The sequence below is a fragment of the Acinetobacter genomosp. 33YU genome, from assembly GCF_001990725.1.
Classification (GTDB): Bacteria; Pseudomonadota; Gammaproteobacteria; order Pseudomonadales; family Moraxellaceae; genus Acinetobacter; species Acinetobacter seifertii.
This window is the reverse complement of the sequence record NZ_LFZQ01000008.1, coordinates 154926-168691: the sequence shown is the minus strand read 5'-3', so window position 1 is coordinate 168691 and position 13766 is coordinate 154926. Positions and strand designations below refer to the sequence as shown.

Below are 13766 nucleotides of genomic sequence, written 5' to 3'. Positions count from 1 at the left end.
TATGAGCAACACATTAATTTTTTTATCACAAATTTGCAATTGTTAAACTGTGCAATTACATTTTTTAACGTGGTCTTAAGTTTTCTATAATTTTAGTGTTTTTTATATATAAATAGTGAATAAAAAAAGGCAGTATAAACTGCCTTTTTTTACTTTGAAGATTAAATTAACCTTCTTTACGACGCATATGCGGGAATAAAATTACATCACGAATACTTGGCGCATCAGCAAAAAGCATAACCAAACGGTCAATACCAATACCTTCACCAGCTGTTGGAGGTAAACCGTATTCAAGCGCTTCAACAAACTCTGCATCGTAATGCATTGCTTCATCATCGCCCGCATCTTTTTCAGCAACCTGAGCTTGGAAACGCTCTGCCTGATCAATTGGGTCATTTAACTCGCTAAAGCCATTTGCCAATTCACGTCCACCGATGAAAAATTCGAAACGATCGGTAATGTGCGGATTGTCATCATTACGACGAGCAAGTGGAGACGTTTCCGCTGGATATTCAGTAATAAAGGTAGGTTGACGCAGTTTAGTTTCAACTGTTTCTTCAAATACGATTGTTTGAAGTTTACCTAAACCAAAACCAGGTTTAACTTGCTCTTTTAATTCCTCACGCACAAATTTTGCAAGGAACTCACGATCACCAACATTTTCAGGGGTGAACTGAGGGTTATTCTCTAAAATGGCATCAAACATAGAGATTTTCTTGAATGGCCCTTTAAAGCTAAACACTTCACCTTGGTAAGGGACATCAGTTGTACCTAGAATATCAAGAGCTAGCTTTTCAAGCATGTTTTCAGTTAAAGCCATCAAGTCTTTATAATCAGCATATGCCTGATAAAACTCGATCATTGTAAATTCAGGGTTATGACGTGTTGACACCCCCTCATTACGGAAGTTACGGTTAATTTCAAATACACGCTCAAAACCACCAACAACCAAACGCTTTAAGTAAAGCTCAGGTGCGATACGCAAGAATAACGGCATATCTAAAGCATTGTGATGCGTTTCAAACGGACGTGCAGACGCACCACCCGGAATTACATGCATCATTGGCGTTTCGACTTCCATGAAACGTTCATTTGTTAAAAATGCACGAATACCTGCAACAACTTTGGCACGAATTTCAAAAGTCTTACGAGTTTCTTCATTCACGATTAAGTCGAGGTAACGCTTACGGTACTTAACTTCTGTATCGTTCAAACCATGAAATTTATCTGGTAACGGACGAAGCGATTTTGTAAGAAGTTCAAAGCTTTCAAGGTGTACATATAAGTCACCTTTGCCAGAACGACCAATATAACCTTCAGCAGCAATAATATCGCCTAGGTCCAAACCTTTAATGGTCTCAAGAATATCTTTTGGTAAACCTTTACGGTCAACATATAACTGGATACGCCCAGTCATATCTTGAATCACCATGAAAGAACCACGGTTTAACATGACACGGCCAGCAACTTTTACATAGACATGTTCAGCGCTTTCAATTTGTTCTTTCGACTGATCTTTAAATTGTTCTTGTAAATCGCCAGCGTAGTGTTCACGTTTAAATGTATTTGGCCAAGGACTCTTTCCAGTATCCTTTGCAACATCTTGGATTTGCTTTAATTTGGCATGACGCTGTGCGATTAAATCGTTTTCGGAAATAGTTGGTTCAGAAGTCGATTGAGCGTTTTGTTGCGTCATCTCTGCCTCGATTAAGTAAAAATTAAGTGCTATATCCTAACAGATTGCGGGAGTTTTTCGAAAGATTTCAACAAAACAAAAATGAAAAAAGTCAAACCACTCACACTAAATCAGTATTCAATGACGAAAATTACTTAGACCAATCGCTAAGATCATTTTTTTTTGCTTTAAGTAAAATATAAAAAAATCCAAATGACCTCGATATTAAAAGGCTTTTTTTTGCCTTTTATTTTATCCATGAGATTGTGTAGTAAATAATGAAAATTCTATTTTTACATGGCTTGGATTCTTCTCGTGAATCAACAAAGTTCCATGCCATCTTGCATCCTGAAAAATTTTGTATTGATGTTGATTATCGAAACCTAAGCTACTCTTCAGTTAAAGATTTTTATCACCAAGCGATCGAAACAATTAAACCTGACTTATTGGTTGGACATAGTCTTGGCGGCTACTGGGCATTGAAAACAGCCGCTCAACATAAATTAGCGGTGATTGTTGCCAACCCAAGCCTTAATCCTAGTTTTCGTAATGATTATCCTCACCTTTGTGATGAAGATCTTGATCACTCTCATCCTAAAATGGCTTATTTAGAGTTAGGAGACGAGCAACTTGATATGTATCAAGTACAGGAAAAGCTTTCACCTTATATGACAGTAGAAACATATGACGGAGGCCATCATCGTCTTGCTTATCCTTCTCGTCTCAATGATCTGATTTCTAAAATTCATAAAAAATACTTTGCCTAAACAACGAACTGAGTAAGATGAACTAGCTCCCTTCAGCAATATGTTTTACAACCTCAAAACCTTGAATAAAGCCACTTTTTAACATACCGATATATTCAGGTAAGGTGGCCAATTCAACTTTTAAAGTTGTAGTATTCCCATTTTGGCTTAAAAAATATTTTTCTAGCGAACCACTCCAGCCCTTCACCTCTTCACTTTCTAAGTCTTCCTTACCCTCTTTAATCATTCCTAAATGTTTAAAAATTAGCACTTCAGGCTTTTTCATTTCTTCAATGGTCGAAACCATTCCATTTCCTTCTCCGTCTAGAAAATATGTTTTACCACCAATTTCCCAGTCAGTACGCATTGAAGAATCCGGCGCAAAGAATTTCGTCCATGCATTATATGTCTCGCTATTCCAGAGTACGTTCCATACTTTTTCTATAGGCGCGTTAATCTCTACTTCATATAATAGAATTTCCATACTCAACTTCCTTATCTCTGTTACTCAAGTATTCAACAAACTTTATCGCTTTATATAAATATCAATTTATCTGTCCATTTATTAATCAGCTTATGTTTTTAAGAACTTTATTTATATAAATGCTTTGTTCTTTTTGTAACCCTTCATATCACTTAAAACCTTATTAGATTAATAAGTGAATAAAAAAATATGATTTATTATGTGTTTATGTTGAAGTTTTGCCTAAATAACCAGTTATTTGTCTCGATATGCCATTCATCTTTGCTTACGAATGATTAAACTCCCTTATGTGCTTTACTTTAAATGTAGAACTGCGTAAAAATTTGATACCCGATCAAAGCTACATTAGTTATTATTGAACGGATCGTAGTTACATTATTAATAGATGGAATAGTTTTACTGAAAGGCAGCTTTGAGCAAACTTATCAGTGCGGAGAGTCTCATGAAAAAATATCAATGTATCGTTTGTGGATGGATTTACGATGAAGCAGAAGGTTGGCCACAAGACGGCATTGCAGCTGGAACAAAATGGGAAGATATCCCTGATGATTGGACTTGCCCTGATTGTGGCGTTTCAAAAGCTGACTTTGAAATGATCGAAATCTAATGTCTTAAATGAAAAGGCCATGATTTACATGGTCTTTTTTATATATCACCAATCACCGTATTAAATTAACAATTCTAATTCTGGAGAAAAAAATGCATCCAATCGTCATTATCGGATCAGGCATGGCGGGTTATACCTTAGCACGTGAGTTCCGTAAGCTTAACCCAGAGCAAGAACTTGTGATGATTTGTGCGGATGATGCGGTGAACTATGCAAAACCAACGTTATCTAACGCTTTTGCAGGTAAAAAGGCTCCGGAACAAATTCCCTTAGGTGATGCTGCAAAAATGAGTGCACAGCTCAATATGCGTATTGAACCTTTTACATGGGTAAAAGAAATTTTAGCTGAGCGTCATGAGCTTGTTCTGGAGAAAGATGGGGTAACTTCAAATCAACCCTACTCAAAAATGATTTTAGCCGTTGGTGCTAACCCGATTCGTCTTGCAATTGCAGGAGATGGCAGTGATGACATTCATGTAGTGAACTCACTAATTGACTATCGTACCTTCCGCGAAAACCTTGCTCAACGTAAAGATAAACGTGTTGTAATTTTGGGTGCTGGTTTGATTGGTTGTGAATTTGCCAATGACTTACTTCATAGTGAATATGATGTAACGGTAATTGATTTAGCACCTCAACCATTGGGCCGTTTATTACCTTCACACATTGCTTCAGCTTTCCAAGAAAATCTTGAAGAAGCTGGGGTTAAATTTGCATTAGGCACTACCGTTGAAAAAGTAAGTAAAATCAATAACGGGGAAGATTACGCAGTTACATTAGCAAATGGTCAAACTTTAGTTGCTGATATCGTACTTTCAGCAATTGGCCTACAACCCAATATTTCTCTTGCTCAAAGCGCAAATATTCAAACCAGCCGTGGTGTAATTACCAATAGCTTGCTTGAAACGAATCAAGCAGATATTTATGCGATTGGTGACTGTGCAGAAGTGAACGGTACCCTGCTTCCTTATGTAATGCCAATTATGCAGCAAGCGCGTGCTCTAGCAAAAACATTAAGCGGCCAACAGACAAATGTACATTACCCTGCAATGCCAGTTGCAGTAAAAACCCCGGCTGCACCACTTACAGTTTTACCGGCACCAGTTGATGTCGATGTAAATTGGGAAACTGAAGAATTCGACGATGGTATGCTTGCCAAAGCACTTGATAATGACGGAACATTACGTGGTTTCGTATTGTTAGGTGCGACAGCAGGCAAGCAACGTTTAACTTTAACTAAGCTTGTTCCAGATCTTATTCCTGCCCAAGCATAAAGTTTAAATTAGGAATACTCGTTACAGAGTATTCCTTTAAGGTATGAATAACATGAATAGCGCCTTACAATTTAGTATTTCACCCTATACTCCTTTTATGCAGGAAACCAAAGTCAACTTAGGCAACGGTATTGAATTGCATGTAGAAGTAGGTGGAAAACCAGAACACCCGACCATTTTGCTGATTATGGGCTTAGGTGCTCAAATGCTATTTTGGCCGGACTTTTTCTGTAAATCGCTCATTGATCAAGGTTTTCGTGTTATTCGTTTTGATAACCGTGATATTGGCCTTTCATCAAAAGTACGTCATCAGGGTAAACGTTTAAATACCATGAAATTGATGGGACGTTTTGCTTTAGGGTTAAGTAATCAGGGCGCACCTTATACATTGTATGATATGGCTGACGACGTCTCGATGCTTCTTGACCGTTTAGGCGTAAGTAAGACTCATGTAGTCGGTGCATCAATGGGCGGTATGATTGCCCAAATTCTTGCTGCAAAATATCCAGAAAAAGTAGAAAAGTTAGGTTTGATGTTTACAAGTAACAATCAACCGTTTTTACCCCCACCATTTCCTAAACAACTTTTAAGTTTGATTGGCAAACCAGAATCACGTGATGAAGAAGGGATTGTTAATCACAGCTTAAAATTATTCCAGTTAATTGGTTCTCCTGGTTATATTAACCATATTGAAGCCGTTCAAACCGCACGAAAACTTTATCAACGTAGCTATTATCCTGCTGGTGTACTTCAACAGTTTTTAGCAATATTATGTACAGGTTCCTTACTGCAACTGGACCGTGAAATTAAGCAACCCACAATAGTCTTACATGGCTCTCGTGATCGCTTACTTCCACCGAGCCACGGTAAGGCTGTAGCAAAAGCAATTTCCGGTGCTAAGTTTGAATTAATTGATGGAATGGGGCATGATATCCCTGCCCATTTTATTCCACAGCTTAGCGGTTTATTTGCGCATCATTTTAAATCATCATACTAGGACACTATGGCTGCATTACCCTCACTAAGACAGCTATCATATTTAGTTACGTTGTCGGAAACTTTGCATTTTACTGAAGCAGCACGTCGCTCTTTTGTTACCCAATCGACTTTATCGGGCGGCATTATGGAGCTAGAAAGGCTACTAGGTGGCGTTCTGGTTGAACGTGACCGTCAGAATGTGCGTTTAACGCCATTAGGTGAGCAAGTCGTTGCTCGAGCCCGTGTATTGCTAGCAGATGCTCAGGATTTAATGCGTTTAAGCCGTGAAATGAGTGAACCATTAACTGGTGATCTTCATTTGGGTGTTATTCCAACCATTGCACCTTTTATCCTGACACGGTTACTTGATGAAGTGCATCACCAATTACCAAAAATTCAGTTGCATTTACATGAAGCTCAAAGCGAGAAAATTGTAGAGCGATTAGAGCATGGTAATTTGGACATGATCGTTCTTGCACTACCTTTTGACACAAGAAGTCTAAAAGTAGCTGAAATTTCAAAAGAAAATTTGTATCTTGTTTGCAGTAAACAAGATACAAATGCGCTTCAAGCAAACTCTCTAGATGACCTCGATTTGTCACGACTGATTTTACTTGAAGAAGGCCATTGCTTACGTGACCACGTATTAAGTGCGTGTCCAATTGGTGAGCGTAAAAACGATAATCGTTTAAAAGCAAGTTCATTACCTACCTTAGTTGAGATGGTGTCTTCTAATTTAGGTTTTACGCTTTTACCAGAAATCGCAATTGAAAATAGTATGATCAAGTTTAATGATCAGATTACTGCAAAACCAATTGAAGATGCCCCAAGTCGTACTCTGGCACTCGTTACACGTAAAAGTACACCACTACAAAGCGAATTTGATGTACTCCTGCAAATCATGCAGAAAATCACAACAAATTTACATGAATAAAAAAAGGAGTCTTCGGACTCCTTTTTCTTTTACTGCACTGTTAAAGATGCCCATTTGAAAACCCAAGCTGATTTCAAATCTAAATTCTCATCTGAAATGATTTTTTCTCGAATGATTTGTGCAATCGCATAATCATTCGCTGGGTCTATCATGACCCGTATTCCTTTTGTGGTTGGACTAGTCACAACCTTATATCCTTTGGCGTGCAATTGTGACTGGAGCATATTTGCTTTATTTTGATTAGGTGCTAATGCGACTTGTACCATCCATTTTTTTTCACCATTTTCTAAAATTTCTTTAGCCACTGCTGCATCAAGCTGTTTTTTATTCTCAAGAGTTTTCTTTTCTTCTATTTTTTTTGATTGAGTCTCTTCGGCCTTCTTTTTTGCTAACTGCTCATCTTGAGTCGTTTTTCTTTTTTGAATGTTTATAGATTTATTTTGTGTTTCAATCTTCTTATTTTTCTGCCTAGGCGGCTGTACAAAATAGGGATATATCATTTGATCATCATATTTATGAAACACAATAATATCTCCATAACACTTTTGATCTGCATAAGCAGTCACTGGCATTACCCCTAAAAATATTCTAATAAATAAACTTTTAATAAAGCATTGCATATTATTCACTTACCAAAGTTAAGTATATTTAATGCGGCGTATTAAAGTAGATTTCTCGTGATTTGTATATTTTTAATATTCAAAGTTTTATGCAAAGAATCACATATTTTTTAAACATATTGCGTTATTTCAAATTATTATTGTATATCCTGCAACCATTTAAGTATTCAGACTAAAATACTATGAATTTCATATAATTAAAAAAACCGACATAAAGTCGGTTTTCTAATATTAAGTTTTATTTAAATGTTTCTAATAATTCCCTTTGAGCATTATGCAATTTTTCACCTTCAGCAGGTTGGGCACGAACCCAAGTACCATCACCTTGTAATAACCAAGCTTGCTGATTATCTTGCAAATAATTAAGAAGACCTTGCTGATAAATTCGTTTCTTCAATGCTGGGTCTTCGATTGGGAAACATGCTTCAACACGATTAAATAGGTTACGATCCATCCAGTCTGCACTTGAACAGTAAATACGTGCATCACCGTTATTACTAAAGTAATAAACACGCGTATGCTCAAGGAAGCGCCCTACGATTGAACGTACTCGAATGTTTTCCGATAAATTCGGTAATCCTGGACGTAAGCAGCAAATCGAACGGATAATGAGATCTACCTGCACCCCTGCTTGAGAAGCTTCATACAATTTATTGATTAATTGAACTTCAGTTAAAGCATTCACTTTCACAATAATTTGAGCTTTACGACCAGCCTTAGCATTGGCAATTTCTTCATCAATAAAGTTGATGAGCTGAGCATGCAAAGTAAAAGGTGCATGGAGCAACTTTTTCAGTTTTGCCATTTTGCCCATACCTGTTAACTCTTGGAAGATACGGTGTACGTCTTCACATAAGTCTTTATCGGTCGTCATGAGACCATAATCGGTATAAATACGGGCATTCATCGCATGGTAGTTACCTGTTCCTAAATGAACATAACGTACCAATTTATTATTTTCACGGCGTACTACCATAATCATTTTGGCATGCGTTTTATAACCCACAATGCCATAAACGACTACCGCTCCTGCTTCTTGAAGTACATTCGCCACTTCAATGTTTGATTCTTCATCAAAACGAGCACGTAACTCAATAACTGCCGTTACTTCTTTTCCATTACGTGCAGCTTCAGCCAAGACCTGTACAATTTCCGAATCAACACCACTACGGTAAAGCGTTTGTTTAATTGCAAGTACTTGTGGATCACGTGCTGCTTCGCGGAGTAACTGAATAACTGGAGCAAAAGATTCAAATGGGTGATGAAGCAAAATATCCTGCTTTTGCATAGCCGAGAAAATACTCTCAGTCTTTTTAAATACTTTTGGTACGACTGGTGTATGTGAGTCATAACGCAAATGAGGACGTTTAAAGTTTGAAACCAGACGAGCCAAGTTTACAGGACCATCAACTTTGTATAGTTGCTCATCGGTTAAATCGAATTCTTCTAATAAATATTCATAAATATGCTGTGGACAGTTATGAGTCACTTCTAAGCGAACTGCACGACCAAATCGGCGTGAACTTAACTCACCTTTTAGAGCTTTTGCTAAATCTTCAACGTCTTCATTGAGCGCCAAATCGGCATTACGGGTAACACGGAATTGGTAACAACCCGTTGCAGTCATGCCTGGGAACAAGTCTGATACATGTTCATGAATAATGGCAGATAGCATGACATGATGCTCTTTACCGCCTGTCAACTCATCTGGTAATCGTACAACCCGAGGTAATGAGCGTGGTGCTGGTACAACCGCTAAGTCAATTTGACGACCAAACGCATCTTTACCTTCTAAGGTCACAATAAAGTTCAAGCTTTTATTGACTAAACGCGGGAATGGATGAGCTGGATCTAGACTAATTGGTGTTAAAACAGGTGCGACTTGTTCCTGAAAATATTTTTTAACCCAAGCTGATTGAGCTGGTGTTAACTCCCCACGACGTAAGAAGCAAATATCTTCTTCACGGAGTTTAGGCAAGATTTCTTCATTTAAAATACGATATTGACGTTCAATTGCAGCATGAGCAGTCTCAGAGATTTTTTGTAAGACTTGTCTAGGTGTTAAACCATCTGGACTTCGGCTTTCATTGCCTAGAGCATATTGCTCCATGACACCAGCTACACGAATTTCAAAAAACTCATCTAAATTACGTGAAAAAATAAGCAAGAAATTCATTCGTTCAAGTAATGGATGTAAAGGGTCGACTGCCTGTTCCAATACGCGCAAATGAAAGTCAAGAATAGACAATTCACGATTAATATAACGGTCGTTATAACTATATTCTGTTGGGGTCGTTGCTGTAATCGCTGTATTCATGTCTAACTTAATCTCTTTCCAACCAAAATCTCTGCAAAATAGTATGCTGCAAAATTATGTCAATTTGATAAAAACTAAAAAAATAACACATCTTTAAGACAGAGTTATTCAGGAATCTGGGTGCTATTCATATAACGTAAAATAACGCGTTTTCGATATTGTAGTTTATGGTCATTACGATGATCTTGATAATATTTTGGATCAGGCAATAACGCGGCTAAAAAAGCAGCTTGTTCGCGTGTTAGATTTTTAGCACTTTTACCATAATAATATTGGGCAGCAGCTTCAACACCATATAAATGTTTGCCAAATTCAACAGAGTTCATATAGACCTCAAGAATTCGACGTTTTGACCACATACGCTCCATCATCCATGTCGCCACTGTTTCTTGGCCTTTGCGAATAAATGATCGCTTATTGTATAAGAACAAGTTCTTTGCAAGTTGTTGAGACACAGTGGAACCACCAGCAACCACTTCGCCCTCTTCATTATTACGCTCTAGCGCAAAACGAATACCATCCCAGTCAAAGCCATGATGATGAATAAACTTTGCATCTTCACCGGCTAAAATTGCATGTTTGAAATTATCGCTAATATCATCATAGTCGAGCCATTCATGAATGATCGGCCGAGATGTATCTGACCAATAATCAATTCGCATGAACATGGTAGTATCAACTTCATGAGTACGCCACCAAACTAAACTTGAGAAAATCCAAAGCTGAATTAGGAGAATTGCACCAATAAAAATTAACAACACGCGAACAATAAAAGCTTTCATGTTCGTCCCAATCTCCTGTATTCAACTTTTTTCATGTTAAGCTGTAAAGCATGTTCATATATAACAAAAGCATAGCATGACGCAATCTCAGCCTCCGCACATTAATCGTAAACTCAATGTACAAGCATGGTGGCTGACGGCCCTACTGATCTCAATCAATGTAGGTTTGTTCATCTGGCAAATTATATCTGGAGTCGACATTAGCGACCCAGCCATAAAAGATGCTCTTCACTGGGGTGCAGATTTTACACCACTTACTTTTTCTGGACAGCCCGAACGTTTATTTACTAGCATGTTTTTTCACTTTGGTATCATTCACCTTATGCTTAACATGTGGGCCCTATATATTTTCGGTAATGTCGCTGAAGCTTTATTTGGTCGTTTATATTTTATCGGCCTATATTTGCTTGCTGGCCTGTGTGGTAGCCTTTTAAGTAGCTATATCAATATTCAAAATGGACATGAATTACTACAACATTTTGACCAAAGCTTGCTCCCTCATGTAAGTGCTGGAGCCTCTGGTGCTGTGATGGGATTAGGTGCAGCTTTAACTGTCCTTTCATTATTTCCTCCTCTACCTCATCAAGCCTATATACTCGATAAAAAAGCATTATTAATGATTATGGCGATTAACCTTATATTCGGTCTGGTTGCCACAGGTATCAATAATGCTGCACATGTCGGCGGTATGATTATGGGTGCATTACTCGCGCTGATTTGGTATTTAAGTTACCGTACTAAACTTAGTACGACCTTAAAATTTTTGGGTCTAATGGGAGGACTCTTATTAACAGTCGGCTTCTATATTTACTGTAATCAGCTGAACTCACCATTGCTTCCACTTTGGCATGAAATTTTAATTCAAAACCCAGAAATACTGCCTTAACTTAAATCTGGTTCAGCTCTCGCAAACTTTGTAGTGGTGGTAAATTACAAAGATAACCAAGTCTATATCGACCAATGAGAGCACAAAGCAACATCATAGCAAGTGGTAAAATCAACCATATTTCAATATGCCACTGTATAACCATATTCATTTTATAACTTGCTATTGCACTAATTACTTCGGCAAAACAGCAGGCAACAATGCCTGCTAACAGCCCTAAAAATCCAATTTCTAAACTCAGCATTTGCTTCATTTTATTTTTAGACAAACCAAATGAACGTAATAAAGCAACCTCTCGACGGCGCTCATCCATTAACAGGTTTAGACAAGCAATTAAAACGAGTATTCCAGAAAAGCCAACTAAAGCCGCAAGTACAGTCACGATTTTGACTAATACATTCATTAAACGCTTTACTTCATCCAAAATACGGTCAACATCAATAAAAACTGTATTTGAAAATTGCTGGATAATATTAATCATTTTAGGCTGATCTTGTTTAGGCACATAAAAGCTACCCAAGTAGCTACCCGCATTTTCATCTAAAGTTTTGGGCGAAAAAATAAAGAAGAAATTTGGACTAAAACTTTCCCATTCAACACTTCTAAAATTCACAGCTTTAGCCTGCAAAGTACCGTCTGGCATGCTAAAAGTCAGCTTATCTCCAATCTGAATATCTAAACTTTCAGCAGTTTTTGCCTCGACTGAGACTTGTCCCACGCCATTAAAAGTGGCTTGTCCTTTTGTAATGACATTATCATTTGGCAAAATGTTTGACTGCGTTAAATTTAATTCACGGCGTAAAGAATTATTTTGCTTGATTGCATCTTCAGAAAAAGGAACATCATTCTTTGCAAGTAATCGTCCACGAATATTTGGATACAGAGGCGTACTTTGCCAATCATTTTGTTTTAATTGTTGCTCAAAAGCTTTTAAATCAAATGGTGGTAGGCCATAAACAAACTGGTTTGGTGTGCCTTCTGGTAACTGCTGTTGCCAACGCTCTAATAAATCTGTCCTGAGTACGCTTAGCACGGTAATAAGGCTTAAACCCAAAGCCAGTGCTGTAATTTGTAAGGCACTTTGCGATGGTGAACGAATATAAAAAGATAAACGGGTTTTCATCTTCTTTAAGCTACGAAGCAAAACCCAGACAGCGGTATACAACAAAACACACAGAACGATAATTGCAGCTAGCACCATAATGCTGAGCATCAAGTTTTCACTTAAAACTAAGCTAAAAATAACAAGACTGGTAATGCCTGCAAAGAACATAAAAAATAGTGATTTTCGAGATTTTGCTTGCTCTCGAATAACTCGAATTGGAGGTGTATTTAACAACTCCCAGATACTTGGCAAAATAAATCCAAGTAGCACAATTACACTCGTAAAAATAGCAATTGGTAAGGGGCCAATTAAGAAACCGACTACCGAGAAACTTAACTCTAGTTGTGGAATGAGTTGCAACATAAGCTCAAGCAATCCATAGCCCATCATTATTCCTAATATGCTACCGATCACAATCGAAATTGTACTGACTAAGAAAAGTAGCCCGATATATGCCCATAAAATTTGGAACTTACTGGCACCCAAACAACGCATTAAAGCAATATGGTCTTGGTTTTGCTGAACATAACGTTGACTCGTTAAAGCAATCGCAATACCACATAATAAAATCGTTAAAATATTCGCGAGTTGTAAAAAGGTATCTAAGTTTTCTAATGGACGTAATAATCTACTATTGGATTCACTTGCATCGCGTAAGCGTAAACCTGCAGGTTCTTCCTGATCATTTACGGGTTTATGTTGCTGTTTAAATTGCTTGCTAAAGTTTTGTACCTGATCAGGTTGACCAGACATTAATAGTCGATAATCGATTCTACTGCCAGTTTGAATTGCATGCGTTTTAGCTATATCGGCTTGATGAATAATAACGGTAGGCGAAAAACCTGAAAAGCCGAGTTCCTGATTCGAATCACGTACAATGACACCACTAAAACGAAATTCGGCATCTGCAATAGAAACCGTATCGCCTAGTTTAACTTTAAGTAAATCGGCTGCTCTTTGACTTAACCACACTTGGCCGGGTTGAATACTCTGTGCATTTGGTGCAATCTCAAGCTGTCCTCTTAACGGAAATGCTGGCTCTATTGCTTTGACATTAACCATGACAAACTGATTTTGAGTATGTGCCATAGAACTAAACATGGTCACATGAGTCTGGCTTAAACCAAGCTGGTCTGCTTTTTTCTGCCATTTAGTGTCTAGAGGTTCGTTATTCGACAGAACTAAATCCGCTGCTAACATTTGTGACGCTTGTAGGCTTACCGCATTTTTAACCTGATCATTACTGAACTTGAGAGCTGTTGTTGCACTAATCGCAAGTGAAAGCGCAATAATGAGTAAATATAACCCACCAGTACGAAAGCTTTGTAATAAAAGTGGTTTAAGTAGATTACGCATAG

12 protein-coding genes are annotated in these 13766 nt (G+C 37.7%); 6 read left to right on the top strand and 6 right to left on the bottom strand.

The genetic code is table 11. The annotated features are described in order from the left end of the window. Positions 1-166 precede the first annotated feature (166 nt). Positions 167-1696 carry a lysine--tRNA ligase gene (lysS, locus tag AC056_RS10070; protein WP_039253375.1) on the bottom strand — a complete coding sequence of 510 codons (1530 nt, stop codon included), beginning with the start codon at positions 1694-1696 and terminating at the stop codon, positions 167-169. A 257-nt stretch (positions 1697-1953) separates the two neighbouring features. Here lysS and AC056_RS10065 point away from each other — a divergent pair, with 257 nt between their 5' ends. Beyond that, positions 1954-2442 carry a YqiA/YcfP family alpha/beta fold hydrolase gene (locus AC056_RS10065; RefSeq protein ID WP_004703099.1) on the top strand — a complete coding sequence of 163 codons (489 nt, stop codon included), beginning with the start codon at positions 1954-1956 and terminating at the stop codon, positions 2440-2442. A gap of 22 nt (positions 2443-2464) precedes the next feature. Here the strand turns inward: AC056_RS10065 and AC056_RS10060 are convergent, their stop codons facing one another. Next, positions 2465-2905, bottom strand: a complete 441-nt coding sequence (locus tag AC056_RS10060) for an SRPBCC family protein (protein ID WP_077163543.1) — start codon at positions 2903-2905, stop codon at positions 2465-2467. A gap of 442 nt (positions 2906-3347) precedes the next feature. On the opposite strand from AC056_RS10060, the gene rubA reads away from it, so the two are divergent. The 4 genes from rubA (at position 3348) to oxyR (ending at position 6698) form a co-directional block, all read left to right on the top strand. Beyond that, positions 3348-3512: a rubredoxin RubA gene (rubA, locus tag AC056_RS10055; RefSeq protein ID WP_000760495.1), complete on the top strand. Its 165-nt coding sequence runs from the start codon at positions 3348-3350 to the stop codon at positions 3510-3512. A gap of 92 nt (positions 3513-3604) precedes the next feature. Then, positions 3605-4786 (top strand): rubredoxin reductase RubB, encoded by a 1182-nt coding sequence (gene rubB / locus AC056_RS10050; protein ID WP_039253369.1) that lies wholly within the window; start codon positions 3605-3607, stop codon positions 4784-4786. 52 nt (positions 4787-4838) lie between these two features. Next, on the top strand, positions 4839-5783 hold the full coding sequence (gene estB, locus AC056_RS10045) for an esterase EstB (RefSeq protein ID WP_004703103.1): 945 nt from the start codon (positions 4839-4841) through the stop codon (positions 5781-5783). A 6-nt stretch (positions 5784-5789) separates the two neighbouring features. Continuing rightward, entirely contained in the window at positions 5790-6698 is a 909-nt protein-coding gene (gene oxyR / locus AC056_RS10040; protein WP_004703104.1) for a LysR family transcriptional regulator OxyR, read from the top strand. Positions 6699-6727: 29 nt separating this feature from the next. On the opposite strand, the gene AC056_RS10035 is transcribed toward oxyR, so the two are convergent. From AC056_RS10035 to mtgA, 3 genes are all read right to left on the bottom strand, one after another. Further along, a complete protein-coding gene (locus AC056_RS10035) occupies positions 6728-7318 on the bottom strand; it encodes an SPOR domain-containing protein (protein WP_139344645.1) in 591 nt (196 codons plus the stop codon). Between the two features lie 238 nt (positions 7319-7556). After that, on the bottom strand, positions 7557-9635 hold the full coding sequence (gene ppk1 / locus AC056_RS10030; RefSeq protein ID WP_019456848.1) for a polyphosphate kinase 1: 2079 nt from the start codon (positions 9633-9635) through the stop codon (positions 7557-7559). 104 nt (positions 9636-9739) lie between these two features. After that, the gene (gene mtgA / locus AC056_RS10025; protein WP_004703111.1) at positions 9740-10417 is read right to left on the bottom strand and encodes a monofunctional biosynthetic peptidoglycan transglycosylase; all 678 of its coding nucleotides are present in this window, start codon (positions 10415-10417) and stop codon (positions 9740-9742) included. Positions 10418-10493: 76 nt separating this feature from the next. On the opposite strand from mtgA, the gene AC056_RS10020 reads away from it, so the two are divergent. Then, on the top strand, positions 10494-11303 hold the full coding sequence (locus AC056_RS10020) for a rhomboid family intramembrane serine protease (protein ID WP_077163542.1): 810 nt from the start codon (positions 10494-10496) through the stop codon (positions 11301-11303). A 1-nt stretch (position 11304) separates the two neighbouring features. Here the strand turns inward: AC056_RS10020 and AC056_RS10015 are convergent, their stop codons facing one another. Further along, on the bottom strand, positions 11305-13764 hold the full coding sequence (locus AC056_RS10015; RefSeq protein WP_077163541.1) for an ABC transporter permease: 2460 nt from the start codon (positions 13762-13764) through the stop codon (positions 11305-11307). Between the last annotated feature and the right edge of the window lie 2 nt (positions 13765-13766).

Coding starts and splice junctions, on each gene's coding strand:
- lysS (WP_039253375.1), bottom strand. CDS start 1,696: ATGACGCAACAAAACGCTCAATCGACTTCTGAACCAACTATTTCCGAA.
- AC056_RS10065 (WP_004703099.1), top strand. CDS start 1,954: ATGAAAATTCTATTTTTACATGGCTTGGATTCTTCTCGTGAATCAACA.
- AC056_RS10060 (WP_077163543.1), bottom strand. CDS start 2,905: ATGGAAATTCTATTATATGAAGTAGAGATTAACGCGCCTATAGAAAAA.
- rubA (WP_000760495.1), top strand. CDS start 3,348: ATGAAAAAATATCAATGTATCGTTTGTGGATGGATTTACGATGAAGCA.
- rubB (WP_039253369.1), top strand. CDS start 3,605: ATGCATCCAATCGTCATTATCGGATCAGGCATGGCGGGTTATACCTTA.
- estB (WP_004703103.1), top strand. CDS start 4,839: ATGAATAGCGCCTTACAATTTAGTATTTCACCCTATACTCCTTTTATG.
- oxyR (WP_004703104.1), top strand. CDS start 5,790: ATGGCTGCATTACCCTCACTAAGACAGCTATCATATTTAGTTACGTTG.
- AC056_RS10035 (WP_139344645.1), bottom strand. CDS start 7,318: ATGCAATGCTTTATTAAAAGTTTATTTATTAGAATATTTTTAGGGGTA.
- ppk1 (WP_019456848.1), bottom strand. CDS start 9,635: ATGAATACAGCGATTACAGCAACGACCCCAACAGAATATAGTTATAAC.
- mtgA (WP_004703111.1), bottom strand. CDS start 10,417: ATGAAAGCTTTTATTGTTCGCGTGTTGTTAATTTTTATTGGTGCAATT.
- AC056_RS10020 (WP_077163542.1), top strand. CDS start 10,494: ATGACGCAATCTCAGCCTCCGCACATTAATCGTAAACTCAATGTACAA.
- AC056_RS10015 (WP_077163541.1), bottom strand. CDS start 13,764: ATGCGTAATCTACTTAAACCACTTTTATTACAAAGCTTTCGTACTGGT.